Source organism: Mesorhizobium sp. M0808 (assembly GCF_040320025.1).
Lineage (GTDB): Bacteria > Pseudomonadota > Alphaproteobacteria > Rhizobiales > Rhizobiaceae > Mesorhizobium.
In genome coordinates this window covers 358,411-379,743 of record NZ_JAMYOX010000001.1, presented here as the reverse complement: position 1 = coordinate 379,743, position 21,333 = coordinate 358,411, and the positions used below count along the sequence as shown (strand labels likewise).

Genomic DNA, 21,333 nt, shown 5'->3' with positions numbered 1-21,333 from the left:
AACACCATGCCTTCGGCGGCAGGCGGCAATCATGCCCGCTTAGGCGGGCGCTCTGTCAGTTGCTGGAAAAGAGGTCGGTTTGGCGCGGATCGCTGCTGCCCTTGACGGGCTTGTCCGGCATGCGCCGGAAGAGCTTGTCTACGCCGGTCTCGGTGATGCCGAGCCGTCCGGCGATCTCGCCGTTCGAGGCGCCGTTGGCACGATACTGCCGTGCCCGAAGCTCGCGGGCAAGAGGCACGCGGATATACGATCCAGAATAGCGGCGGGCAAGTTTCTTGGCCGCCGCAGCACCCAGGTTCTTGGCAAGATCGGTGTCGTCGCCGGACGCCGGCACGTAGAGCCGGCGGCCGCCATAGGTTTCGGCGAGGCGCACGAAATCTGCCGGGCCAAGCATGGCCAGCAGCTCGGCGGATCGCAGCTCCTCGCTCACGCCACCTCCAGCCGCAGATTGCGCATGGTCGTGGTGAGCGTCTCGCGGTTCGGCCCGTGCCAGATCAGGCAGAGCGTGTAGAGGCCGCTGCGGCAGCGATAGAGGGCCGAATGATTGGTCAGCGTCCAGTCGCAGCCCTTGGCGGCCGCAAGGGCATTGCTGGCCAGCTCCGAGGCCGCGAACGCCTCGATCTTGGCGAAGTCGATCTTGACCCGGCCGGTGAAACGTCTGCGCGTGCTCATGCTGGCTCCCACTCGATCAGCTTGCCTTCGAACAGGCCGGCACCGTGCTCGGCCTCCCAGAACGCGCCCATGTTCCAACGCGCCGATCCCGGCTCGCCAATGCGCTTCAGCCGCCAGTCGCCCACATGCTCGATGCCGAAGCCGTCAGCTGCGGCGAACGCCTCGATCTGGTCGCGATGCAGCGAGCGGCCCTCGATGACGATCGAGCCGATGAATTCATCCAGGAGCGGCGTGGTGACGATCGCGATCGGCCGGACCCGGACGCAGATCGGATCGGGGTCGACCAGCTTGACGCAGTTGCGGGTGCGCATGCCCTGGTAGAGCTGCACCAGCTCGCCGGCGCGGGCATGCCGCTTGCGATCGGCGCGCACGGTATGGCGCTTGATCAGGCCGGACACCTGAGGGCCGAACATCGCCTTGAAGCTATAGGCCACCATCAGCGCACCTTCCTGATCTGTTCGCCGAGCGCGTTCATGACGGCCGGCCAGTCGCGGTCGCTCATCTGGTCGAGCGGCTTTGCGGTGTCCCAGACGAACTGGCGGAAGCCCTTGAGGTCGACGGCCTTCGCGACGGAAAGGAGCTGCCACTGCGCGAGTGCAATCTTTGCACCGGAAAGCCGCAGCCATTCCGGCATGCTGACGGACAGGTGCCAGTCGACGCCGGCCTCCCTGGTCATCCATGCTTTCAGGGCGTCGATCGCCTTGGCGGAGTCTTCGGCATCGAGAAGGAACCGGGTGTGCTCGATGCCGGTCTGCCGCTTGACGAAAGACAGCATGGCGGCGTCGCGCCGATCACGGATGATGCCGAGGTTCCAAGCCGCGATCCAGAGCGCCTGCAGCTTCTTGGCGAAAGGCCCTTGAAGGCCCTTTTCAGCCGGCTTGAAACCATGCCGGCGTTGCTCTTCAAGGATGCGCAGATGTTCGCGCTCGTTCATCTCGCGAAGGCTGCGCTTGCCCGTCACGCGCTGGTAGAGATCGCGCGCGGTGTCCTCGTCGAGGCCGAGCTGCTTGTTGGCAACATGGATGGCAGCGAGCGCGTTCACGGCAGTGACCTATCGGTGCTTGCAGGTGTAGCCCATGTCGATAGGATCAACCTCGTTTTGGGGGGCGAATAATGAACGCTGATAGATGGCTGGTCGGAGGCAGCAACGTTGTCGCTTGCCTTTTCGGGATTTTCGTTGGGTTGGCGCTGACAGATTTCTCGGGGATCGAAACCTTCCTTGAAAAATGGCAGACGCTGATCACGGGCATTCTTGCTATAGTCGCTGCAGTGTTGACGATCTTGGCTATGATCTGGACCGACTCGCGCCAGCAGACCCGTCATGCCGACCTTCGAAAACTCGAGTTGAGAGCAGAGCGTCTGCGAGCGCAGAGGGCCGCCAGTTACTCCAGCGTTATTTTCGATCTTTCGTATCTGCTCCCGGAAATGGCGGACAACACCGCCACGGAGCTTAATGACGTGAGGGCCATCAACAGGGCCCTTCACACAGATGTGTCGGCTTGGGTAGGGGAAGTGGAAAGGTCGATCAATCATCGTCTGATAGCCGAGGCCAAAGACTTGTTCGATCCTCAGATGGCCACAACGTTCGAGAACATTGCCGTCTGCAATGTTGAGCTTCGGAAAGCGCTTCAGTACCTCGACGTTTCGGGAAGTTTCGGTAACGAAGAAAACGCCAAAATGCGGCATTCGGGTACTGTCGATGCCTTTCGCGACCTCCGGACACTTCTCGATACCTTTTCTGGGCAGCTGGAGGGGCTTGGAGCAACCTACGGGGCGAGCTAGTTCCATCCGCATCATGCCTTCGCCAGGTCGATCGTGACCGCCCGCCACTCGGCATCGAGACGGTCGCGTTCATAGCAGCGGACATAGATCTTCGAACCGACCACACGCATGGCGTCGCGGATGGCGGCCATGGCGCGCTGCCAGCGCTCGTCGCCGATGTCGAGGCGCAAGAGCATGAAGATCGCGGCGCGGTTGATCTGACCTTCCTTGTCGGTGTTGAAGGCGCGCGTCACGATGGCGCGGATCTCCGGCCGGCTGTCGGCTGACCATTCCGTCAGGCATTCGTCGATCAGGCTCTTGGCGATCTGCAGTTGGGCGCCGAAGTCGATCGTGTCGGCCACCTGCACCTTGACCATCTTCATGCCGTCGAAGGTCATGAAGGTCTTGTTGCCTTTGGCGCCGCCCTTGGTCCCGCCGTACTCCTGGGCGAGCAGCGCTTCGAAGGCGCCGAGATCGTTGAACGTGTGTTCCTTGAAACGGCCGATCTGCGCTGACAATGCGATTGCATAGCCGAGGATGGTGCGGACCGTTTCGTCTTCGAGCATCTCTGATGGCTTGATCATTTCGACCGGCACGAGATTGCCCTTGGCGTCGGGCATGTATTGCTTGTCACCAATAAAGACTTTGCCGACGACGGTGGTTTCAGTTGCTCCTTGCATCTTCATTCTCCGGTTGGGATTGGGATCGGGCGCATGAAGGCCAGCAGATCGCGCACGGTGACTATCTGCAGGACAACATGTTCGTGGTGTTCGGCATCCTGGCTTGCCCACGGCATCGACCGTTCGAGCGCGCTGACCAGGAGGCTGGCTTCAAGGGCAATCGCCCACAGGCCTTCGGTGGCCATCGCAAGGGCAAGCACCTCGGCAGTGGTGGCCCGGACGCCGTCGGGGTCGGCGACAATGCGGCCGCATAGGTCGATCATGTCGAGCTTGGCGACAGCGGCCTTGAGCGCTTCACTTGCGCTCATTGCTGTGCCTTTCCAGAATGGTCCTCAGGCGCTTGGCCGAGCGTTCCAGCGCTTTGCGGGCGGGTATCTCGCCCGGCCCGAATTTCGCCTGCTCGAGCTGGTCGACCGACGCGCCAACGTCCCGGCAGGCCCGCATGATGAGTTGGTCGCGTGTCGACCGTTTCGTAGGCTTGGACGCTGCGATCTCGGCATCGATCAACGGGATGATCAGTTCAGCGAGCCGCTGTGCGCGCGACTTCGCCTCCTTGGGCGGTACGGTCATCGTCATGCCGCACCTCCCGGCCGGCCGTCCGAAAACGGCCGCGGGATGATAGGAAACAGCCGCACATTCGACCCCGGCCGGCACACCGCTTCGGCGATGCGCTCGGACTCGATCGCGTTCTCGGCGTGCGCCTGATCGTTCCAGACCTTGCAGCTCAACCGGTTCTCGATGTCGCGGGCCTTGCCACGAAGTTCCTTGATGCACTCGCAGAGGACACGGGCGTCTTCGGGATCGAGGATGCGGGGCTCGTGCTGGTAGTCGGAAATCAAATCGCGCAGTTCGGACAGTCCGTCCGAAAGCGCCAGGGACAGTCTCTCGCCCATGGTCATTTTCTCCTTTGGGGGCAGGTTTTGCAGGCGTGGAAAAGCTGGGCGCGGTGCCGCGATGTGGCGCGGAACGGCTCCTTCTGTTCGGTGAGGCAGCGGTCGCGGCCGATCTCGCCGAGCACCGGGCATTCGACGGTCAGCGACATCAGGGCGCCGCGCACCATCTGCTCGACGCGGGCGACGTCGCCGAGGTACTTGCCGCTGATGATGGTCGAGACGGCCGACCTGGAATAACCGATGCGCTGGCCGGCAACGCCGAGGTCATGGGCATCGGCAAGCCGGGCAAGTTCATCCAGCCAGTCGGGCAGAGGCGAGCCGTGCGCGTCCATGGCCTTTTCGACAAACGACTTGCCGTTCGGCCTGCTATTCTTGACAGGTCCTCTGTTCATGGCTTGGCCTCGCTCGCGACGGGGCGGCCGATGACGGTTTTGCTGTTCGGATCGAATAGAACCTTGGTGGCGAGCACCTTCGGCGCCTGAAGACCGAGATTAAGCGCAAGCCGATAGCTTGTCGGCGTTCCGACCACGACGCTGGCTTGGCGCAGTGCGCGGAGATAGGCCTCGGCTGTGCTTGGTTGAACGTGAGGGCAACTCTCTTTGATATACGGCAAGGCTGAACACCTTGAACATCTTGATGGCGCGCCAGACCTGATCGATCGCCATCTCGGGCCGGACCTTGCCGTCTAACGTCAGTCGGGGCGCTAGCAGTGGCCGTTTGGCCAGACGGTAGACCACGGCTTCCGGAAGATTGTCGCGGCGGGCGTCCTGGTTGGAAGGGTTCTTCTCGACGACCTTTGCGATGCCGGCGAGCCGGAGCTTCCGGACGAACGTGCCAACCGCCTGGGTTTTGACATTCGTCCGTTGGCAGATCTGCCGCACCGTCCAGGGACCGTCGCGGTCAAGATCGCGGATGATCGACCAGTAGCCGGCCTCGCCACGCGGCACGGCGATGCTGATCTCCACCATATCTACGATGGACCGCCCCATCACGCGAACTTCCTCGGCGTGAATTTCGGCGCGCTGAAGATCGCACCGACACCGCCAAACGCAGCGAGGTCGATCTTTTTCGTGCCGAGGATCTGGCTTGCCTCGACGACCTTGGTCAGGTTGACTACGATGCGGCGCGTGTTTCCCTTGGTCTTGTCGAGAATGGCTGCTGCCAGGTCGCTCGCGATCTCGATGCCAGGGCAGCGGTTGGCGACCAGCAGGCCGAAATCCTCGGCGTCGCAGGGCACGGCCAGCAGCCATTCGAGGACGCGGTTGTGCACCCGCTCGAATTCCTCGAGATATTTGGGCAGCATCTCCTCGCCGATCATGATGACCGGCGCGCCGGACTTGTCGGTCAGCTCGCGCAGCAGGTCGACAAACCGCTTCTTGGCAATGAAGTGTGCCTCGTCGATGATCAGCGGCCGGCGTGGGTCGGCGACCATCAGCATGATGGCGTTGGTCTTCAGCTCCTCGATCGAGCCGCGCGGGTGTGTCTCGCCCAGTTCGATCAAGATCTGCATGAGCAGTGACCGCGCGGTGGTGAACTGGCCGCACTCGACATAGGCGGCGAGATATTTGTTGGCGCCATAGACGGCCGATTTGGTCTTGCCATCTCCAGACCGGCCGGAGAAAACGGCGAGGCCCGGCAAGTCCGGGTCTCGGTCGACCATCTTGGCGAGCAGCGTCGAAAAGGCCGCGACGTTCTTCAGCGGCGCCGGCCGATTGACTTTGAGCAGTTCTGTCATCATTTTCCTCGTTGTGCTGTGCCGCTTCGGCGGCTGTTCTTGCGGAGAGCCAGGTTTGCAGACCGTGCTTTTCCATTACTCAGGACAGGTACGCTTCACCGAAATCTTCATGCATGGCCTTGTGGGACTTGAACTCGGCTGACTGCTCATAGCCGCCGAGCCAGACCGCATCGGCGGCCGGCAGCGTGTTGGCGTCGAGCTGCTTGCGGAAACCAAGGCTACGCCGGTAGCGCTCCTTGGGACCTTCCGGCAGGGCAACGACGTTGGGGTCTTTCGGCAGATGCGCGGTGCGCACCGCCTCGATCTCGGCCTGCCGGCGCCGCAGGATGGCGTCGGTCTCGGCGGCCAGACGCTGTTCGTCCTCTGCCTGCATTTCGTCGATCAGCCGGCGATGGGCGGCGGCAGCGCGCGGGTCGAGCGGCTGTGTCGGATTGAGCCGTTCTCCAAGCGCCTCGATCGCGGCGCTGATCTGCGGTGTCGAATGCGCCTGGTCGCGCTTGGGCAGCGGGATGACGTTCGGCGCGTCACGGCGGGCAACTTCTAGCGCGCGCTCGATTAGCGGCGAGCCCTTGGCGATCTTCTTCATGTCCGCCTTCAAGTCGCGGGTCAGCTCCTTCACCAGCTCGCTGCGGATGTCCTTGGCGGCGCGCACAAGGGTCTCGGGATGAAGGCCAGACAGTTCGGGGCAGATCGCATCGCCGAGGAATTCAGCGCCGTCCTGGGCGAAAGCATAGGCTCTGCCGGCGTCGTTCGGGTCCATGCGCACGAACACGGCGGTGCCCGGCATGATGGTCGGCGTCATGTAGTGATGGCCGTCGATGCGGATGCCGAGTTTGGTCACGGTGCGCCGGCCATCCGAGCCGGCGACCGGCATCAGCAACAGATCCAGGGCGCGTTCGTCGACCCTGCGCTGTTCCTTCGTGGATGCGAGCGCGGCGGCGAAAGGGGTGACATTCTTCAGGCCGGCATGCGGCCGGTGCTGGTAGACTGTTGTCGCCCAATCATCGATATGCTGCTGCAACTGCGGTCCGGTCAGGGTGACGCCGAACACTTCGGCGTCGCTTTCGCCAAGTCGCTGCGAAAAGCTTTTGCGGCTTTCGATCGCCTTGCGGTCGGTGACCGAGTGGCCGACGAAGCCCGGCAGCAATGGCCCGACATCGTGCTGGAAAGTCTTGATGACGCGCTCGACGTGGCCCTTTTGCTCGGGCGAATAGGCGTCTGACGTTTCGGGTTCGATGCCAAGCGAGGCAAACAGGCGTTGTGTGTCCTGGGCGACGAAGTCGGAGCCGTTGTCGGTCTTGACGACATCGGGCACGCCCCACGCTAGGATAGCTTTGCGGATGAGCAGCGCGACGGCCGAGGCGCGCGGGGTGCGTGACAGTAGCCAGACGCTGCGGCGCGTCGCGATGTCGATGCAGGCATAGACCGAATGGCGGCCATCCGTGCAGAGCGCATCGACCGGCGAGGCATCGATCTGCCAGAGCTGGTTCGGCTCGGTGATGTGGCGCAACATGCCAACGCCGGCCGGCGCCAGGTGCGAACGATAGCGGTCCGGATTGGTGAGCTTCAGCAACTCGACTTTATGGTTTTGCTTCAGGCCTTTCAGCGCGTGCTGGAAGGTCCGGACGGGCGGCATCGGAATGACCGTTTCAACCCCCTTTGAGACCGCCTTCAATGTGTCGCCGAACTCCGACCGGCACATTGTGCGAACGTGGTGGCCGGACAAATGCGGTTGATGCGCAATCAGCGCCAGCATGAAAGCGCGGACGGCGCCGCCGTTAGCCGTTTCGAGGACGCCGGTCCCCTTGCGCGCCTGGGCGGGATCGTGGCCGAGCGCGTTGACCGTGCCGTCGCGCTTCTGCGACTGCCAGCGCGCGAGCGACCGCTTTGACAGGCTCGGGATGATTTCGAGCGCCCATTTGTCGATGTTGAGCGAGCCGGCGTTGTACTTGTCGGTGAAGACCTGGACGCGCGTGGCATAGCCGAGCTGCAGGCCGCGACTGAATTTCTCAAAGGCGGCGACGATCGCAAGCCGGGCATCCCGTTCCTTCTGAGCGCGTGCTGTCAAGCTGGTGTCGGGCGCGGCCTTCGCCGGCTTGATCGGCAATTCGATGACGATGTGGCGCTGCTGGTAGGCGACCTGGGCGAGCGTCGGGAACAGCGAAACGTGATACTCGGTGGCGCCGCCCCGGCCTGCGCGTTGACGCGCCAACGTGGGGCGATCGGCCCAGCCTTCGCGCTGGGCCATGCGGATGACGGCGCTTTCGCTGCGCGGCATGTCCGGCAGGGCTTCGGCGGCGATCTCGCGAGCGGTGAGCCAGTCTTTCATCAAAGCAGTCTTGTGCACTTCTGAGACTTGAATGATGGTACGGCTTGCTTCACGACCTCCGACGCCTTTGAACCTCCCCACCATTGAGAAAGAAAATGTTCGCGATAACTCACAGATGTGCGCGTTGCGGGGAGTTGGTAGACTTCACTGTCAGAGCTTGCCTTTCCTTCTCGGCCGTCAAAGCCGAAAATCTGGCTAAGGCAAAGACTCCCGAAATACAGCCGACCACGATGTTTACCACTGGGACGGATGTCGATCTCGCAAGCGCTGCGGCGCTGGCTCAATGCCCGCGTTGCAATTGCCCATCGATGATAGAATTTTCCCTGCCCCGGCAATACCTCCGGGCGGCTATACTGGCGGTTGGAAAAACTGAGAGTGTGGCCGACCTTGCGAGCCGCATGACAGTCGGCGCTGTTTTTCCGACGTTTGCGGAGCCGGACAGCGATCCCCACTGGCCTTCTGAAGTGAGACGGCATTTTGAGGATGCTCAACGGATGCTTTCGGCTCGGATGACCCCTTCCATCATCATTGGGGTCTGCCGAACGGTACTCGACGTCGTGACAAAGAAACTCGGGGCAGACCAAGACAGCCTCTACAGGCGGATTGACCATTTGAGGACCGCTGGAACAATCACAGAGCCGCTGGCTGACTGGGCGCACGCACTGCGGCTTGACGGCAACACGGCCGTCCACGAAGGCATTGGTGAGGAAAACGAGGCGGTTGAATTTGTCGCTTTTCTTAAGACGCTGCTCAATGTTGCATTTACTCTGCCGGCCAGAATTGCGGAAAAGCGGGCGAGCGGAGTTGAGTGAGGTCATCATGGACGGGCCTGAATGTTGGCGCCCGCTGCGTGGGCGGAGGGGCAGGCGCTCTCCGGTGCGGCTTGAGACATCGCTTTGGAGGATTGGAGTGTGCGGATGGCCTCCTGCGTGTAGCCGTGCAGCTGTTCGCGCATGTGCTGTTTGGTGTCGGCGTCCTCACACCGCATCATTTTGATCTGCCAGCGGACCAGCCATTGCGCCTGCTTTGGGGGCAGTGCGCAGTAATGGTCGGGGCAGAAGATGCCGGTCGCATCGAGAGGACAGCCGGGAACGGTGCAGCGATGCGGTGTCATGACCAGATGCCTCCGACATGCTTGCGAAGACGGCGACGGAACACCGCGCCGACCGCGAGGCGGGCGCCCTGCTGGCGCGTGAAAAGCACGTGCAGGCCGTAGAGGAATGCGGCGTAGAGCGATGCCCCGCCGAGGGCGATGGCCAGGAAGCTCATTGCCCGAGCCTCCAGGCGGTGACAGCGGCGGAAATGCCGGCGCTGCCGAAGGTGGCAAAGCCGAGAAATGCCGCAACCGCCAGAAGCGAGAGGCAGTCCTGGGCGAGGTCAAGAAGTGCGCGTTTCATGTGAAAGCCTTTCATCGTTTTGCTTTCCACTGTGCGTCGAATGCCTGCCTGTCTCGGGTCGCCCGCTCGATGGCCTCGTCGGCCATTTCCCGCATGATCAGCGCCTCGAATTTCTTGGGGACGACGATCATCCCGGCATCTTCCAGAAGGGTGTTGAGTGCCCGCACGTCGCTCGTGACCGACGCCAGTGCGGCGAGCCGCAGGGCCGAGATCGAATGTTGTTCCTTGGCCTGGCTGGCGTAGGCGTCGAGTGTCGCCTTCGAGACTTCGTCCTTCAGGTGTTCGGACATGGCCTTCGCGATTTCCGCGCGGCTCATCTTCGCTTCGTTGAGGGTGAGGCTCACGGCTTTGGACAACCGGCCCGCCAGCGACCAAGCCTGCACCGCGTCCGCGTCAAAACGCTCGACCACCGGGGCCGGCTGATAGTCGCGGAACAAATCAAGTGTCGGGTGGTCGCGGCGTATCTTGGCCATCAGGACTGCCGGCCTTTCATCCACCGTTGAATGGCGGCCTCGTGCAGATCGAAGAACCGGTCCTGTTCGCTTGCCTTCATCTTTGAGAAGTCGGCGGCGAGCTTCTGCCAGCGGGGCTCCCTCGACGGCGCGGGCATCTTGTCGAGCAGCGCGGTGGCGTCAGCGACGGTCGAGACTTCGGCCGACTCTGCGAGCAGAAGCTTGGCAATGGCGGCCTGACGGTCTGCCGGTTCGGCGGCGAGGAGCAGAAGGTCCGTTTGGCTGTTTGCGATCGCGTGAAGCGAGATGCTCTGCCGGATCGGTTCAGGGATGGTGGCGATCTTGAGCGCATGGAACACGCTGCGGCGCGAAATGCCGAGCACCGCCTGCGCCGCCTCGGAGAAATTAAGTGCAAACTTTGCACTCAACTCGTCGTCTTCGGCCTCGTCGCGAGGCTTGCGCTTGCGGCCGGTTTTCCCGGTGCCGTGCTCTGCGTCGTAGATGTCGCGCCAATCGGCGATATCCTTCGAACGATCGAGGACAGAGAGCTGACGCCGGATTAAGTTCTCGGCGATCTCACGCTTGCGGATCTGCGCTTCGGTAGCGACCTCTTTCGGGTCTTTGATAAAGGCGTCGATCTCATCACGCCCGAGAAGGCGAACGGCTTCGAGACGATGGCCACCGAAAATCAACCGGTATTGATATCCCTCGGTCTTTTCGGGGACGACCTCAATCGGCACCATGTGGCCGTTGCCGGTCTGCATGTCTGCCATGAGGGTGGCGACCCAAGCGGGGTCGAGCCGGCGCCGGTTCGCGGGCATTCTGATATCGGCGATCTTGATCTTGGTCGGTGTCACGTCGGGAAGTCCCTGATTGGCTTTCGGCTGTCCGCGAATGCGATCGCGCTAGACAGCGGCCTCAGGGCGCGCCGGACGTGGCGTCTAAAATGAGTGCAACTTTTGTACTTCCGCTGCGACGGGCGGTGCTGGTAGTGTCCACCTCGTCATGGCGGCCTCTGGTGTAGAGAGTCGGGAATAGGGTTCGAAAGGGGATATCCAGGGCGGCGGCGATTGCTTCCGCACCTGGGCGGCTCAGGCCAATAATCCCTTGCCTGCAGGCGCTGGAATAAAGGCCAGCGCTTTTGGCGATCCCGGTCAGGTTCATGCCACGGCGCCGAAGCTCGGCGTTGATGGCATGACGGTCCCACACCTGAGGCTTGTCCATGGCGGCTCCACCGATCGTCCGGCCTTTGCAGAGGGCGGATGGTTAAAGTTGGAAACAACACTAGTCGCGACAAATGTCGCACTACTAGGCGATTTTTACAAGCTAGGAGCGCGATTTTGTCGCGTCAGAGTTCAAAAACCGCCCTGCAGTGCGAAAACGAGTAAGGGTTTGTTTTTGCATGGTTATTTTTGATAGCGCCGCGCAAATGCAAACTCTGACCCGTGGTCAGAGTTCGGGAATGCCAGAGACGACCTTCGCGCAGCGATTAGAACTCGCACTGGACGGCGAAAAACCGGGCACTTTTGCAAAGCGTTCGGGAATTGGTGATTCGACCATTAGGAAATACCTGCAAGGGACCATTCCCCTGGTCGACAAGGCTGCGGAACTGGCGGCAGCGCTGAACGTCAGCCTAGAATGGCTTGCGGCTGAACGCGGGCCGATGCGCCCAGGGCAACTGAACAGCCTTGTCGTTACCCACGGCGTGCCTGATGGCTTTGTGCCGGTTCCGAGGATAGAAATCCGGCCGAGCGCCGGCGCCGGCAGCCTCGACCTTTACGAGGAGAGCGAGCCGGATATCTTCGCATTTCGGGAAGAATGGCTGCGCCGTATCGGCGTCAGCCCGAAATTCGCCCGGCTGATGGTGGCCAAGGGTGATTCGATGCGCGAGACGATCAACGACGGCGACCTGATGATCGTCGACGTCTCAATCCGCGAATTCATCGACGAGGCGATCTACGTGCTGGTCTATGGCGGCCTGGTCAGGCTCAAGCGCCTGCAATTGCTGCATTCCGGCCTCTTGCTGCTGAAGAGCGACAACCCGCGCTATCAGACGGAGGAAGTGCCTTTGGCCGAGCAGCAGGAGTTGATAATTGGCGGTCGCGTGCGCTGGGCAGGGGGATCGATCTAAGCGCGCGCTTGACTCCTGCGGGCTTGTGAACAGAATAGGAACATCCGGCTGGGGGCTCCTATGCATTTCGCAATCGACATTTCGGGCTCGTCCGACGACGAGGCCAGCAGTTTCGTGGTTTTGGCGCCCTCCGGGGCGGATTTCCGGTCCGAACCGGCGCTGCGCGAGGTGGAGGCTTTCCTGAAGGACAGCTTCCCCGGCCTGAATTTCTACGCCAACGGCGATGCTCTGCCGTTCGACGGCGCCTACCAGGTTCTGCCGATCCGGGGCGTTCCCGGCGACGATCCCGACACGCTGCGCATGCTCGATGATCCTGGCGAAGCCGTCATGCTGGCCATCGGCGCGGCTCTGCAGGGCTACCGGCCGCGAGCGGCGCTGAACTAGGCGGTCGGCATGGCCGCGTGGACGCTCCAATCCCTGATCGACGCCCGGATGACAGTGACGGCCTACTGCCACCGCACATCTTGCCACCACAGTCAGGTTCTTGACCTTGGAAAACTTCGCGACCGGTTCGGCCCTGACGCGCCGGCCATGGCAGACGACCTCACTCCGAAGTTTAAGTGCGCCAGGTGCGGCGGTAAGGCGGTCGGCGTCATCTATACGCCGGACAGCACCACGCCTATCGAGCGGAGCGCCTACGCACAGGCCAAGGGCGGGCGCTAGCACATCAAGTTCTATGTTTCTTGCTGCCATCCGATCTTGCGCGCGCTCGCGCTGCTGATGGTTTTGGTGCCAAGTGAATTTGCGCAGCCGCTTTCTGGCTATCGGGCTTTCTGGCCCCGCCTGTTCCCACTCAATGCCTTGTTTTCCGGGCATCTCGCGGTCTTTCCCGGCAATTGTCACCTTTTCCCAGGATTATGCGGCTGATGCCATCTGATCTTGCGCATTACAGGCGGGCCGCTGATCCCCTATTACATGGGGCTCAGGGCCGTCGTCGACGACGACATTCCGGTTGCCGGCGGCGTCTACACGGCGTTCATGTTCAAGGACAAGGCGATCCTGTGGAACGAGCTGCCGGTCAACACCGAAGGCGGGCCACTCGAGTTCGACCGCAAGCCGCGGCAGGGCCATGGCGGTGGTGTCACCGAAATGGTCGGCCGCCGGCATTTCGTGCCGCATGTGCCGGGCACCCGCTTTCTCGACGCGTCCTCGGCCGGCGAATTCGCCACCGATGCCGAACTGGCACTGGCGGCAAACTGGGACCGCACGGCGTCGAGCGTCAAGCACATGACGTTCATCGCGCTGAAGACGACCGAGGCCTGATCGGGCGAAGGGGCGGGCGTCAGACGTCCCGCCCCTTCGGGACACCAGGTCGGCGAATCCCAAGTTCACCCGCTGCGCTGCGTCGGAGTGATGTGAATTTTGGCGTTCGCTACAACATTCATGTTGCCCTTTGGCCAATCGACGGCACCAAACAGTTACAAGAAAGGGCGATGCTGCCTTGTCTTGGTAAGGGAGGTCACCATGAACATGAAGTACAAAACAGTTCAGGAAGTGCTCCGAAAAGCGGGCATTGTCATGAGCAAGAAGGGGGAAGTTCATCGCATAAACTTCTTCAGCGGCCTGGAAGACACCGCCTACTACACGCCAAGTCTTCAGGACGCCCTGGACAGGGGCTTGGCTTTGGCAGGAGGTGCCGGAAGGGTGAAAGCAAGCGTCTTTGCCAAGTCAGCTGAAACAGGAATCTCGACCGGCGCACACGTCGGCTGACACAATTCAGGCAAGACATCGCCGCGTTGCGCGGCGGTGTCGTGAAACTGCAATAGCCGAAGCATTGCCGTCTTCCTTGCTCGAATGGGAAAAAGACGGCTGACGCAGCGCCTGCCACCCGTTTCCTGACGGGCGGTTGGAGTCGTGACGTTCGATGCACGAGACGTGCAACGTTCCGCCCAAGCCAAAATCACAAGAAATCCCAGCCGCCTTGAAGCGGCTTTTTGCCGTGGAGGCACCATGCCCCGTTTTCCCCGACCAACCACACAGCCGGAGGCCTGAGCCATGGCCATCACCCCGCTCGACATCGCCAACATGGCGCTCGCCGTGCTCGACGAGGCGCCGATCGAAAGCCTCGACCAGGACGCCAAGGCGGCACGCCTGCTCAATCTGCATTTCGACCTGACCCGCGAGGCCGAATTGACCAAGCACGCCTTTGTCTTCGCCATCCTGGCGGCCTCGGTCGCCGGCTTCGACACCGGCAGCGGCGCTGGCACGCTGAACTTCGCCTATGAGCTTCCCGCCGACTGCCTGCGGCCCTTGCCGCTGACCCATAGCGGCGAGCCGGATGGCGTGCCGCTCTCATGGCGGCAGGAGGCCGGGTTGGTCTATTCGGATCAGGCCGGGCCGCGCATCCTCCGCTATGTCGCCAATCTGACCGACCCCAACGACTGGGACGCGCTGTTCAGCGAAGTGCTGGTGGCGGCGCTCGCCATCAAGATCGCCCATCCGTTGACCCACAAGGCCAGCATGATCGACGTCGCACGCAGCGCCTATGACAGAGCGCTGGATGCAGCCTACTCGGCCAATGCCATCCAGCGCGGCGGCAGATTTTCGACGACGTCCTGGGCTTTCCAGCGCGGCGACAGCCGGGGCGACGGCCGATGACCACGCTCTATCCGGTCCAGGACGCTTTCATCCGCGGCGAGATTTCTCCCCGCTTGCATGCTCGCGCCTCGCTCGACCTCTACCGGGCGGCGCTGTCGAAATGCACGAACTTCGTCACGCTGCCGCATGGCGGCATCAGGAAGCGTGGCGGCACCTATTTTTGCGCGGAGGTGAGGGACTCATCAAAGGCGACACGGCTGATCCCGTTCATCTTCTCGGCTGATCAGGCCTATGCGCTCGAATTCGGCGATCTTTACATCCGCGTCTACGCCTATGGCGCGCGTGTCGGCACGGTCGAAGTCGTTTCGCCTTATCTCGAGGCCGATCTGTTCGACCTGCAATTCGTCCAGTCGGCAGACCAGATGTGGATCACCCACAAGGATCATCCGGTCAAAGTGCTGACGCGCACCGCGCACACGACCTGGACGCTGGCCGATTTCGTCTTTCTCGACGGCCCTTACGACAAGATCAACACCACGGCCACGACGCTAACGCCGGCCGCAACCGGCAACGCCATGCCGGTCATGGCCGCGAATACGCTGCCAAGCGGCACGGTCAGCAACAGCAACGGCTCATCCGACGTGTGGCAGGTGTTCGATGGCGACAAGCAGAAGGGGGAGAACATAGCGGGCTTTCCGAGCGGGTATCTGCGCTACCAGTTCGGCGGCGGCGGGGCCAAGACGGTCGACGCCTACTGGATTACCGCCACGAATGATCACTCAGACACTGCATCGCCGACCCAGTGGCAATTCCAGGCCTCGCACAACGGCACCGACTGGACGACGCTCGACAGCCGGGACGGAGAGACCGGCTGGTCCAAGTCGGAAACCCGCTTCTTCGACGGCTTCAACAACACGGTTGCCTACGAATATTATCAGCTGCTGTTTTCAGGTGGCGGCAGCGACGGAACCGCTATCGCCGAACTGGCCCTGCACGAATACGCGCCGTCGCAAACGCCATTTGATCTTTCGGCCTCCTCGATCGTCGGCATCAATGACGGCATCGGCTTCCAGACCAGCGATGTCGGCCGTGCCATTCGTCTGCTTGGCGCGGATGGCTTCTGGCGCTGGGCCAAGGTCGTTGCCCGGACCAGCACCATGGTGGTCACGGTTCAGTTGTACGGGCACGCTCTGCCCGATCTCAGCCCGATCATCCGCTGGCGTCTCGGCACGTTCGTGCCCGGCAAGTACGTGCAGAGCGGTTCGCTTTACGAGGAGCGCCTGGCGTTCAGCCGCAAATTCTCGGTCTATGCCTCGCAAACCGGCGATTTCGACAACTTCGCCACCGGCGAGAAAGACACCGACGCGCTGGAATTCGTGCAGGCCGGCGGCGGCCAGGCCAATGACATTACGTGGGTGGCGGAATCGGACGGCGCGCTGATCATCGGAACGCTTGGCGGGGTGAGGGCGCTGTCTGGCTCCGGCATCGACGAGGCGCTGACGCCGTCCTCGTTCAAGAACCGCCGGTCGCGGACTTTCGGTTGTGCCCCGCTGCGTCCTGTCGATGCGGGGCAGTCGTTCCTCTATATCACCCGCTCCCGCAAATCGATCGCCGAGCTGACGCAAAACGCCACCGGCCGCTTCACCTCCGACGATGTCGGTCAAATATCGGAGCACATTCCCAAGAGAGGCGTCGTCGAACTCGCCTTCCAGACCGACCCCGATCCGCTGCTCTGGTTCCCGCTCGGGGATGGCGAACTCGGCGGCTACACGCACCAGCCGTCGCAGGACGTTCGCGGCATGCACATCCACCAGATCGCCGGAAGCTTCGCAGGATCGAGCTGGGCCGTTGTCGAAAGCGCCGTGGTGACGCCCGGCCAGGACGGCAACGACGATCTCTGGCTGATCGTCAAGCGCACGATCGGCGGCGTGACCAGGCGCTATATCGAAATAAAGACCGCGCCGTTCGAGTATGGCGGGATCGGCGATGCATTCGAAGTCGACTGCGGCCTGACCTATGGTGGCGTCGCTGTGGGCACGGTCTCAGGGCTTGATCATCTCAACGGCGAAACAGCCGACGTCCTGGCCGATGGCAAGGTCTACAAGGGCCTTGCTGTGGCCGCTGGCGCGGTCTCGCTGCCCGGTGGGGCTACGGCAGCCAAATGGCAGGTCGGGCTCGGCTACCAGTCCGAAGCCAACACGCTGGAGCTCGATGTCGGCGGCCGCGACGGATCGATCGTCGGGCGGCGCAAGAAGGTGGCCAAGCTCATTCTTTCGCTGCTGGAAACCGACACAACCGGGCTTCAGGTCCAGTCGTTCATCCGCGGCCGCTGGGAGCAGGTTCGCATCCCGTCCGTGGTTGCACCCGACGGCGTGGCGAAATTGTTCACCGGCAATGTCGAGGTGCCGATCGACGATAGCTGGGAAGGGCAGGGGCGGGTGAAGATCCGCCACGTCAATCCAACGCCCTGCACGATCAGGGCGATGACACCGGTGTTCGACGCCGAGCCTTAGAAACTGCTGATCTCCCCCCTCGAGGGGGAGATGTCGCCGAAGGCGACAGAGGGGGTCGGTTCGTCCTGACGCGGCCTCCTATCGCCTCCATCGCGGGGGAAGAACGCCGGCGCTCCACGCGAGACGACCCCCTCTGGCCTACCGGCCATCTCCCCCTCGAGGGGGGAGATCACCCGCTCCGTCTTCCATCGCTTCCCCAACCAAGGAACCCACCCGTGACCCCAACCCATCCCGAAGACCTCGGCAGGGCGCGGACGGCTGCCGATTTCGCTGCCATCCGCGCCTTGCTCGACACCGACCTCAACAATGCGATCGCCCGCAAGGCCGAACTGGAAACGGAAAAGTTTCACGCGATCTTCGGCGCCGGCAATTTGACGGCGGCGCGTGCCGCATTGGACGACTGCAACGCTGAAATCGCGCTGATCGAGAAAACCATCGAGGACGCGGACGAGCGCCGCGTTGGCGCCCCCCTGGACGAACCCCCCGCCGAAGCTGCCGTCGCCACGCCTGCGCCCGGCGACGAAGTCAGGACAAAGGCCGAGGCGCTCGGCGAGCGCTGGCGCACGGTCCACTGGCTGATCGAGCAACTGCGCCAGGAGCTGTTCGCGGCCGATGCCTTGAGCCGCGCCGTCATCGCCGCCAACGGCCTTTTCGATGCCGACGGCGCCGTCGGGCTGAAGGTCAACCTGACCACCATCCGGCGCACTGCCATGGCCGGCCCGAGCGCCGCCGCGCCATCGCGTCTCAGCCGCCCGGCGATCCAGGCCGACCGACTGCTTTTGTCCTTCCTCAGCCCCGGCGGCGTGCTCGACCGGCGCCCTGCGATCGGCGGGCCGGTCGGCGGCATCAAAAGCAAATTCATTCCCGCCGGCGAACGAGGCTGACCATGTGCACACTAGCTCTTATCGGTACGGCGCTTTCGGTCGGCGGCGCGCTGGCGGAAGGCCAGCGGTCGAAGCAAATGGCCGACTACCAGGCCAAAGCCTATGAACAGCAGGCGCGGGCCGACGCCCAAAGCTCGGCCTTCGAGCAGGGCCAGGAGCGCCATAAGCAGGACCTGCGGCAGGCGCAGGCGCGTGCCCAGGCCGGCGCTTCGGGCGTCGCCATAGCAGGCTCGCCGACCGAGGTGCTGGCGGCCAATGCCAGGCAGGGCCAGCTCGACCTCAAGGCGATCCAGTACGGCTCGCAGCTGCGCCAGAACGGTCTCGCCACGCAGGCTGCGATTTCGCGCTTTTCCGGCAGGCAGGCAGTGGGCGCCTCGATCTTCAAGGCGGGCGGCAGTCTCGTGTCGGGCCTTTCCGGCCTCTACGACCCGGCCAAGGCGGTGACGTTCGGCAGAAGCGCCTTCCCGCCGGCGCCGGGTGGAGGCCTCTACTGATGGCCACCATCCCGCTCCAGCTTGCCCAGCGCCGGCTCGATACCGGCAGTGTGGCCTCCTATCCCAACGGCTCGCCGGTGGACGCCGCTATGCAAGGCTTTGGCGACGAGCTGTCGGCGATTGCCGAGCGCTTCAAGCAACAGAAGCAGCAGCAGGATGCGTTCGACGCCGATATTATCGGCCGCGAACTGAACGCACGCATAGCGCACGCCGAGGCCGTGGCGGTGCAGACCGCGCCGGCCGACGGCGGCGGCCTGCACGACTTCATGTATGGCCAGCTCGATCCGCGCAGCGACGGCGTCGTCAAGCCCGGCCTGTTCGACCAGATCTTCGACGAGACCGCGGCGAAAGTGCCGGAGGGCGAACGCGCCAACTTCCTCGCGCAAAAGCAGGCTCTGCGGCTCGCCGGCTCGGCGCGCATGGCCGCGCAGCAGCACGCGCGGCGCCAGAACTATGAGCAGGCCGAGTGGAGCAAGGTCGAGGACGGTTACACAAGCGCCATCGCGCAGGGCGACCCGGACGACAGCGGCACGTTCGAGGCGATCAGGCAGAGCGGGCTCGACCTGATCGGCAAGATGGGCAACCCGGTGGCCCGGCAAGCTGCCGAGGCCGCCTGGCGCAGCAACGCGGCAAAGGCGCTCGTCCAGGCGATGATCGCCCAAGACCCGAAGCGCGCTGCGGAGGTGCTGGGGGCGGGGCCGGGGGACGCCCGCCTCGCTGATCTCACGCCTGACGAAAGACAGGTGTTGGTCCGACAGGCGCACGCAGCCTCGGCGCGTACGGCCGATGTGCCCGCCGGTATCGGCTAGTTCCTCCGAAGCCCAACCACACCTTGGCTCTCACACTAGCGCCAAGGGCCGTCTCCTCGCCGGTTAACTGGAGGCGGGGTGAAATTCCCAGTTTGCTCATCAAAGCCGCAGGAGTGGCATTTCCAATGAGTTCTTCCGTTGTACGTTCCGGTGTTGTGCAGCAGGGATTTGATGCCCTTGTTATAGCAATTGGCACATATCTTATGAGGCGGTTCGCCGTTCTCCATGCCGCTCTTCAGGCGGTACATCAAAATACCGGGTGGCAGTTCTTCAAGCTGGTAGCGCTGTTTCTCAGCTTCCCATGTTTCGAAGCTTCGCACTTGTGCTTCAAGCTCGCCTACGCTGCCGGCCAGCGTCGCATAAGCTGTCTGCGCCGTCATGATCCTGTCCTGCAAATCCATGACAGCGTTATTCCGAATGTTCGCGGCGTCCATCTCCTTAAGAGCCTTCGCCAAATCGAACATGGTCTTAAAAGCGGCTATACCCGCAAAGACTTCCCCCACCATCGCCATACCCCAAGAATCGAGAGATGAGGACCATACTTCTTTTTCCATACTTTTAGGAGTCGGCGTCTTTTGTTTAGGCGAGACCGACTCAGCGGAAGATGATGAGGCTAGACCATCGGCCGGCTAGTTCCTCGGCAGGCTGTGGATCTCGAGCCGAACAGGCCCGCCTCGATCGCAATTGGTGCAGAAAAGCGCCCTTTCCACGGTGCTGAACAGTGCATCTTTGCCGTACCGCCGGATGAGGCCCGCTGGCTTCACCTGGGCATGGTGCGAACAGTTTTTGCACCATGCCCGCAGCGAATGCCATTCGCGTAGGTCGCCAAGGGAGGCATCGAGGCCAGCGTGGACGCTGCCGTCGACTATGGTCTGGGGCTCAACGTTCGTTTCGCCGGGGGTTAGGATTTTCTCCATTACATGCCGGCCGTTGTAATGGATTAGCAGCATTCCCGGCCGCCGGCGTATAGCTGCCTGCCAGGCAGCTTGGCTCACCACCGAATCTGGCGACCGCCCGATGGTCTCGACCAGTCGTTTTTCATCGCGGTCCCAAACCTCGATCCGAAAATTCTCCTCCGCTGTTTTTGCCATAGCTTCGCCGGCCAGCGCTTCTGGCGCCTCGCCACCATTTCCTTCCTGCTCTGATGAAAGAGGAATAAGGAATGTTTTCCTCTCAGGTCAAGAGGCTCTTAACTCTATTGTTCGCTTTTTGTTCACTCTTGGCAAAGCGGGCTGAACTGGCGGCTCTGCTGCTTCCTGGGGCAGGGCGGCCTGACGGTGGCCTAGCTGACCTCACGCCCCACGGCGATTGAGACAGTGACGACCTGAGACCGCTGTTGACTGCCGACATCGACAACGTCAGGCTTGTCGCGAAATATCGCCCACAGCAGAGAAGGACGGTCGCTGCGTGACAAGGTAGGCTAGCATGGGAGATCAAGACATTATCCAAAATGCCTGGGCCGGCCTCAAACTGGTTCGCATGGCTATTGAACAGACGTGCCCCGCCGGAGTGCTGCCCAGCGAGGAGGCCGTCTTGCTGCTCTACGGGCCTGAGCCCGTCCATGAGGGCGAGGCCCTTGCAAAGGCAATCATCGAGACAGTCGAAAGACTCACTCGGCGATGCTAAGAATTGCCGTCGTTTGAGCAAAAATCAGCAGGCAGGCGTCAGCCTCTCCGAAATGAACCAGTTGCAGACTTGTGGAGCACAGTCTCTGTACTCGTTTTGTATGGGGTTAGTAACGCCTCCGTCACGAAAAGCAGAATTGCAATCGGCGAAAGCCTCATAGGCGTTCATGCTTCCACTCTGTATCTTGACGAAGGCACATCTCTTCGCCTCGTCGTTTGCGAGAGTCCATTTCAAGTTCGTCAAAACTTTCAGCCAATCCCCCTCCGAGCAGTCATCGTTAGCGTATGCGACATTAAAAGGCACAGCAGCAACCCACACGCCAAACAGAACCGTAATCGCCTTAAGCATCTTCCCCTCCCCAGTTGAACTGCTACCCTTAACATTGTATTACGTGTCATAATAGTGGCTTTATCAGCCAG

General features: G+C 62.4%; 33 protein-coding genes. 12 read left to right on the top strand and 21 right to left on the bottom strand.

Features of this window, described 5'->3' with window-relative positions; translation table 11 throughout:
• Window positions 1–55: 55 nt before the first annotated feature.
• Genes NKI25_RS01915 through NKI25_RS01900 form a run of 4 tightly spaced genes read right to left on the bottom strand, consistent with a single transcriptional unit; the run spans window position 56 to window position 1,714 of the window.
• Window positions 56–430 (bottom strand): hypothetical protein, encoded by a 375-nt coding sequence (locus tag NKI25_RS01915; RefSeq protein ID WP_352997941.1) that lies wholly within the window; start codon window positions 428–430, stop codon window positions 56–58.
• A complete protein-coding gene (locus tag NKI25_RS01910; RefSeq protein WP_352997939.1) occupies window positions 427–672 on the bottom strand; it encodes a hypothetical protein in 246 nt (81 codons plus the stop codon). The genes NKI25_RS01915 and NKI25_RS01910 overlap by 4 nt, the downstream gene beginning before the upstream one ends.
• Window positions 669–1,109, bottom strand: a complete 441-nt coding sequence (locus NKI25_RS01905) for an ASCH domain-containing protein (RefSeq protein WP_352997937.1) — start codon at window positions 1,107–1,109, stop codon at window positions 669–671. The genes NKI25_RS01910 and NKI25_RS01905 overlap by 4 nt, the downstream gene beginning before the upstream one ends.
• Window positions 1,109–1,714, bottom strand: a complete 606-nt coding sequence (locus NKI25_RS01900; protein ID WP_352997935.1) for a regulatory protein GemA — start codon at window positions 1,712–1,714, stop codon at window positions 1,109–1,111. Before NKI25_RS01900 ends, NKI25_RS01905 begins: the two co-directional genes overlap by 1 nt.
• A 71-nt stretch (window positions 1,715–1,785) precedes the next feature.
• Between NKI25_RS01900 and NKI25_RS01895 the strand changes: the two genes are divergently transcribed.
• Window positions 1,786–2,454, top strand: a complete 669-nt coding sequence (locus NKI25_RS01895; RefSeq protein ID WP_352997933.1) for a hypothetical protein — start codon at window positions 1,786–1,788, stop codon at window positions 2,452–2,454.
• 11 nt (window positions 2,455–2,465) lie between these two features.
• Here the strand turns inward: NKI25_RS01895 and NKI25_RS01890 are convergent, their stop codons facing one another.
• The 8 genes from NKI25_RS01890 to NKI25_RS01855 all read right to left on the bottom strand — a co-directional run bounded on the left by NKI25_RS01890 (window position 2,466) and on the right by NKI25_RS01855 (window position 8,070).
• Window positions 2,466–3,113, bottom strand: coding sequence for a DUF3164 family protein (locus NKI25_RS01890; protein ID WP_352997931.1), 648 nt, complete (start codon window positions 3,111–3,113; stop codon window positions 2,466–2,468).
• Window positions 3,114–3,115: 2 nt separating this feature from the next.
• Window positions 3,116–3,421: a hypothetical protein gene (locus tag NKI25_RS01885; RefSeq protein ID WP_352997929.1), complete on the bottom strand. Its 306-nt coding sequence runs from the start codon at window positions 3,419–3,421 to the stop codon at window positions 3,116–3,118.
• Window positions 3,408–3,689 carry a hypothetical protein gene (locus NKI25_RS01880; protein WP_352997927.1) on the bottom strand — a complete coding sequence of 94 codons (282 nt, stop codon included), beginning with the start codon at window positions 3,687–3,689 and terminating at the stop codon, window positions 3,408–3,410. Before NKI25_RS01880 ends, NKI25_RS01885 begins: the two co-directional genes overlap by 14 nt.
• On the bottom strand, window positions 3,686–4,006 hold the full coding sequence (locus NKI25_RS01875; protein WP_352997925.1) for a hypothetical protein: 321 nt from the start codon (window positions 4,004–4,006) through the stop codon (window positions 3,686–3,688). The genes NKI25_RS01880 and NKI25_RS01875 overlap by 4 nt, the downstream gene beginning before the upstream one ends.
• A gap of 2 nt (window positions 4,007–4,008) precedes the next feature.
• Window positions 4,009–4,398: a transcriptional regulator gene (locus tag NKI25_RS01870; protein WP_352997923.1), complete on the bottom strand. Its 390-nt coding sequence runs from the start codon at window positions 4,396–4,398 to the stop codon at window positions 4,009–4,011.
• Between the two features lie 99 nt (window positions 4,399–4,497).
• Window positions 4,498–4,998 carry a MarR family transcriptional regulator gene (locus NKI25_RS01865; RefSeq protein WP_352997921.1) on the bottom strand — a complete coding sequence of 167 codons (501 nt, stop codon included), beginning with the start codon at window positions 4,996–4,998 and terminating at the stop codon, window positions 4,498–4,500.
• Window positions 4,995–5,744, bottom strand: coding sequence for an AAA family ATPase (locus NKI25_RS01860; RefSeq protein ID WP_352997919.1), 750 nt, complete (start codon window positions 5,742–5,744; stop codon window positions 4,995–4,997). Before NKI25_RS01860 ends, NKI25_RS01865 begins: the two co-directional genes overlap by 4 nt.
• A gap of 76 nt (window positions 5,745–5,820) precedes the next feature.
• Window positions 5,821–8,070 (bottom strand): DDE-type integrase/transposase/recombinase, encoded by a 2,250-nt coding sequence (locus NKI25_RS01855; protein ID WP_352997917.1) that lies wholly within the window; start codon window positions 8,068–8,070, stop codon window positions 5,821–5,823.
• Window positions 8,071–8,165: 95 nt separating this feature from the next.
• Between NKI25_RS01855 and NKI25_RS01850 the strand changes: the two genes are divergently transcribed.
• Entirely contained in the window at window positions 8,166–8,882 is a 717-nt protein-coding gene (locus NKI25_RS01850; protein WP_352997915.1) for a DUF4145 domain-containing protein, read from the top strand.
• Window positions 8,883–8,887: 5 nt separating this feature from the next.
• On the opposite strand, the gene NKI25_RS01845 is transcribed toward NKI25_RS01850, so the two are convergent.
• From NKI25_RS01845 to NKI25_RS01820, 6 genes are all read right to left on the bottom strand, one after another.
• Window positions 8,888–9,184: a hypothetical protein gene (locus NKI25_RS01845; RefSeq protein WP_352997913.1), complete on the bottom strand. Its 297-nt coding sequence runs from the start codon at window positions 9,182–9,184 to the stop codon at window positions 8,888–8,890.
• Window positions 9,181–9,339, bottom strand: coding sequence for a hypothetical protein (locus NKI25_RS01840; protein ID WP_352997911.1), 159 nt, complete (start codon window positions 9,337–9,339; stop codon window positions 9,181–9,183). The genes NKI25_RS01845 and NKI25_RS01840 overlap by 4 nt, the downstream gene beginning before the upstream one ends.
• Window positions 9,336–9,482, bottom strand: coding sequence for a hypothetical protein (locus NKI25_RS01835; protein ID WP_352997909.1), 147 nt, complete (start codon window positions 9,480–9,482; stop codon window positions 9,336–9,338). The genes NKI25_RS01840 and NKI25_RS01835 overlap by 4 nt, the downstream gene beginning before the upstream one ends.
• On the bottom strand, window positions 9,479–9,940 hold the full coding sequence (locus tag NKI25_RS01830) for a hypothetical protein (RefSeq protein ID WP_352997907.1): 462 nt from the start codon (window positions 9,938–9,940) through the stop codon (window positions 9,479–9,481). Before NKI25_RS01830 ends, NKI25_RS01835 begins: the two co-directional genes overlap by 4 nt.
• Entirely contained in the window at window positions 9,940–10,776 is an 837-nt protein-coding gene (locus NKI25_RS01825; RefSeq protein WP_352997905.1) for a ParB/RepB/Spo0J family partition protein, read from the bottom strand. Before NKI25_RS01825 ends, NKI25_RS01830 begins: the two co-directional genes overlap by 1 nt.
• A 61-nt stretch (window positions 10,777–10,837) precedes the next feature.
• Window positions 10,838–11,143, bottom strand: coding sequence for a helix-turn-helix domain-containing protein (locus tag NKI25_RS01820; protein ID WP_352997904.1), 306 nt, complete (start codon window positions 11,141–11,143; stop codon window positions 10,838–10,840).
• Between the two features lie 238 nt (window positions 11,144–11,381).
• Here NKI25_RS01820 and NKI25_RS01815 point away from each other — a divergent pair, with 238 nt between their 5' ends.
• From NKI25_RS01815 to NKI25_RS01770, 10 genes are all read left to right on the top strand, one after another.
• Window positions 11,382–12,050, top strand: coding sequence for a S24 family peptidase (locus NKI25_RS01815; protein ID WP_352997902.1), 669 nt, complete (start codon window positions 11,382–11,384; stop codon window positions 12,048–12,050).
• Window positions 12,051–12,110: 60 nt separating this feature from the next.
• The gene (locus tag NKI25_RS01810; RefSeq protein ID WP_352997900.1) at window positions 12,111–12,434 is read left to right on the top strand and encodes a hypothetical protein; all 324 of its coding nucleotides are present in this window, start codon (window positions 12,111–12,113) and stop codon (window positions 12,432–12,434) included.
• Window positions 12,435–12,443: 9 nt separating this feature from the next.
• Window positions 12,444–12,713, top strand: a complete 270-nt coding sequence (locus NKI25_RS01805) for a hypothetical protein (RefSeq protein ID WP_352997898.1) — start codon at window positions 12,444–12,446, stop codon at window positions 12,711–12,713.
• A 216-nt stretch (window positions 12,714–12,929) separates the two neighbouring features.
• Window positions 12,930–13,313 (top strand): hypothetical protein, encoded by a 384-nt coding sequence (locus tag NKI25_RS01800; RefSeq protein WP_352997896.1) that lies wholly within the window; start codon window positions 12,930–12,932, stop codon window positions 13,311–13,313.
• Window positions 13,314–13,514: 201 nt separating this feature from the next.
• Window positions 13,515–13,760 (top strand): hypothetical protein, encoded by a 246-nt coding sequence (locus tag NKI25_RS01795; RefSeq protein WP_031211513.1) that lies wholly within the window; start codon window positions 13,515–13,517, stop codon window positions 13,758–13,760.
• A 285-nt stretch (window positions 13,761–14,045) separates the two neighbouring features.
• A complete protein-coding gene (locus NKI25_RS01790; protein WP_352571274.1) occupies window positions 14,046–14,648 on the top strand; it encodes a phage connector family protein in 603 nt (200 codons plus the stop codon).
• Window positions 14,645–17,101, top strand: a complete 2,457-nt coding sequence (locus NKI25_RS01785) for a phage tail protein (RefSeq protein WP_352755554.1) — start codon at window positions 14,645–14,647, stop codon at window positions 17,099–17,101. The genes NKI25_RS01790 and NKI25_RS01785 overlap by 4 nt, the downstream gene beginning before the upstream one ends.
• A 215-nt stretch (window positions 17,102–17,316) precedes the next feature.
• Window positions 17,317–17,985 carry a hypothetical protein gene (locus tag NKI25_RS01780; RefSeq protein ID WP_352571272.1) on the top strand — a complete coding sequence of 223 codons (669 nt, stop codon included), beginning with the start codon at window positions 17,317–17,319 and terminating at the stop codon, window positions 17,983–17,985.
• 2 nt (window positions 17,986–17,987) lie between these two features.
• Window positions 17,988–18,479 (top strand): hypothetical protein, encoded by a 492-nt coding sequence (locus tag NKI25_RS01775; protein ID WP_352571271.1) that lies wholly within the window; start codon window positions 17,988–17,990, stop codon window positions 18,477–18,479.
• Window positions 18,479–19,288 carry a hypothetical protein gene (locus NKI25_RS01770; RefSeq protein WP_352997893.1) on the top strand — a complete coding sequence of 270 codons (810 nt, stop codon included), beginning with the start codon at window positions 18,479–18,481 and terminating at the stop codon, window positions 19,286–19,288. Before NKI25_RS01775 ends, NKI25_RS01770 begins: the two co-directional genes overlap by 1 nt.
• A gap of 35 nt (window positions 19,289–19,323) precedes the next feature.
• On the opposite strand, the gene NKI25_RS01765 is transcribed toward NKI25_RS01770, so the two are convergent.
• The 3 genes from NKI25_RS01765 to NKI25_RS01755 form a co-directional block, all read right to left on the bottom strand.
• Entirely contained in the window at window positions 19,324–19,794 is a 471-nt protein-coding gene (locus tag NKI25_RS01765; RefSeq protein WP_352997891.1) for a hypothetical protein, read from the bottom strand.
• 123 nt (window positions 19,795–19,917) lie between these two features.
• A complete protein-coding gene (locus NKI25_RS01760; RefSeq protein WP_352997889.1) occupies window positions 19,918–20,379 on the bottom strand; it encodes a hypothetical protein in 462 nt (153 codons plus the stop codon).
• Window positions 20,380–20,938: 559 nt separating this feature from the next.
• On the bottom strand, window positions 20,939–21,262 hold the full coding sequence (locus NKI25_RS01755) for a hypothetical protein (protein WP_352997887.1): 324 nt from the start codon (window positions 21,260–21,262) through the stop codon (window positions 20,939–20,941).
• Window positions 21,263–21,333: the final 71 nt, after the last annotated feature.

What these genes read in the sequence shown, in the direction of transcription:
- NKI25_RS01910 (WP_352997939.1), bottom strand. Translation starts at nt 672, where the DNA reads ATGAGCACGCGCAGACGTTTCACCGGCCGGGTCAAGATCGACTTCGCC.
- NKI25_RS01905 (WP_352997937.1), bottom strand. Translation starts at nt 1,109, where the DNA reads ATGGTGGCCTATAGCTTCAAGGCGATGTTCGGCCCTCAGGTGTCCGGC.
- NKI25_RS01895 (WP_352997933.1), top strand. Translation starts at nt 1,786, where the DNA reads ATGAACGCTGATAGATGGCTGGTCGGAGGCAGCAACGTTGTCGCTTGC.
- NKI25_RS01890 (WP_352997931.1), bottom strand. Translation starts at nt 3,113, where the DNA reads ATGCAAGGAGCAACTGAAACCACCGTCGTCGGCAAAGTCTTTATTGGT.
- NKI25_RS01885 (WP_352997929.1), bottom strand. Translation starts at nt 3,421, where the DNA reads ATGAGCGCAAGTGAAGCGCTCAAGGCCGCTGTCGCCAAGCTCGACATG.
- NKI25_RS01880 (WP_352997927.1), bottom strand. Translation starts at nt 3,689, where the DNA reads ATGACGATGACCGTACCGCCCAAGGAGGCGAAGTCGCGCGCACAGCGG.
- NKI25_RS01875 (WP_352997925.1), bottom strand. Translation starts at nt 4,006, where the DNA reads ATGGGCGAGAGACTGTCCCTGGCGCTTTCGGACGGACTGTCCGAACTG.
- NKI25_RS01870 (WP_352997923.1), bottom strand. Translation starts at nt 4,398, where the DNA reads ATGAACAGAGGACCTGTCAAGAATAGCAGGCCGAACGGCAAGTCGTTT.
- NKI25_RS01860 (WP_352997919.1), bottom strand. Translation starts at nt 5,744, where the DNA reads ATGATGACAGAACTGCTCAAAGTCAATCGGCCGGCGCCGCTGAAGAAC.
- NKI25_RS01855 (WP_352997917.1), bottom strand. Translation starts at nt 8,070, where the DNA reads ATGAAAGACTGGCTCACCGCTCGCGAGATCGCCGCCGAAGCCCTGCCG.
- NKI25_RS01850 (WP_352997915.1), top strand. Translation starts at nt 8,166, where the DNA reads ATGTTCGCGATAACTCACAGATGTGCGCGTTGCGGGGAGTTGGTAGAC.
- NKI25_RS01845 (WP_352997913.1), bottom strand. Translation starts at nt 9,184, where the DNA reads ATGACACCGCATCGCTGCACCGTTCCCGGCTGTCCTCTCGATGCGACC.
- NKI25_RS01840 (WP_352997911.1), bottom strand. Translation starts at nt 9,339, where the DNA reads ATGAGCTTCCTGGCCATCGCCCTCGGCGGGGCATCGCTCTACGCCGCA.
- NKI25_RS01835 (WP_352997909.1), bottom strand. Translation starts at nt 9,482, where the DNA reads ATGAAAGGCTTTCACATGAAACGCGCACTTCTTGACCTCGCCCAGGAC.
- NKI25_RS01830 (WP_352997907.1), bottom strand. Translation starts at nt 9,940, where the DNA reads ATGGCCAAGATACGCCGCGACCACCCGACACTTGATTTGTTCCGCGAC.
- NKI25_RS01820 (WP_352997904.1), bottom strand. Translation starts at nt 11,143, where the DNA reads ATGGACAAGCCTCAGGTGTGGGACCGTCATGCCATCAACGCCGAGCTT.
- NKI25_RS01815 (WP_352997902.1), top strand. Translation starts at nt 11,382, where the DNA reads ATGCCAGAGACGACCTTCGCGCAGCGATTAGAACTCGCACTGGACGGC.
- NKI25_RS01810 (WP_352997900.1), top strand. Translation starts at nt 12,111, where the DNA reads ATGCATTTCGCAATCGACATTTCGGGCTCGTCCGACGACGAGGCCAGC.
- NKI25_RS01805 (WP_352997898.1), top strand. Translation starts at nt 12,444, where the DNA reads ATGGCCGCGTGGACGCTCCAATCCCTGATCGACGCCCGGATGACAGTG.
- NKI25_RS01795 (WP_031211513.1), top strand. Translation starts at nt 13,515, where the DNA reads ATGAACATGAAGTACAAAACAGTTCAGGAAGTGCTCCGAAAAGCGGGC.
- NKI25_RS01790 (WP_352571274.1), top strand. Translation starts at nt 14,046, where the DNA reads ATGGCCATCACCCCGCTCGACATCGCCAACATGGCGCTCGCCGTGCTC.
- NKI25_RS01785 (WP_352755554.1), top strand. Translation starts at nt 14,645, where the DNA reads ATGACCACGCTCTATCCGGTCCAGGACGCTTTCATCCGCGGCGAGATT.
- NKI25_RS01775 (WP_352571271.1), top strand. Translation starts at nt 17,988, where the DNA reads ATGTGCACACTAGCTCTTATCGGTACGGCGCTTTCGGTCGGCGGCGCG.
- NKI25_RS01770 (WP_352997893.1), top strand. Translation starts at nt 18,479, where the DNA reads ATGGCCACCATCCCGCTCCAGCTTGCCCAGCGCCGGCTCGATACCGGC.
- NKI25_RS01765 (WP_352997891.1), bottom strand. Translation starts at nt 19,794, where the DNA reads ATGGTGGGGGAAGTCTTTGCGGGTATAGCCGCTTTTAAGACCATGTTC.
- NKI25_RS01760 (WP_352997889.1), bottom strand. Translation starts at nt 20,379, where the DNA reads ATGGCAAAAACAGCGGAGGAGAATTTTCGGATCGAGGTTTGGGACCGC.
- NKI25_RS01755 (WP_352997887.1), bottom strand. Translation starts at nt 21,262, where the DNA reads ATGCTTAAGGCGATTACGGTTCTGTTTGGCGTGTGGGTTGCTGCTGTG.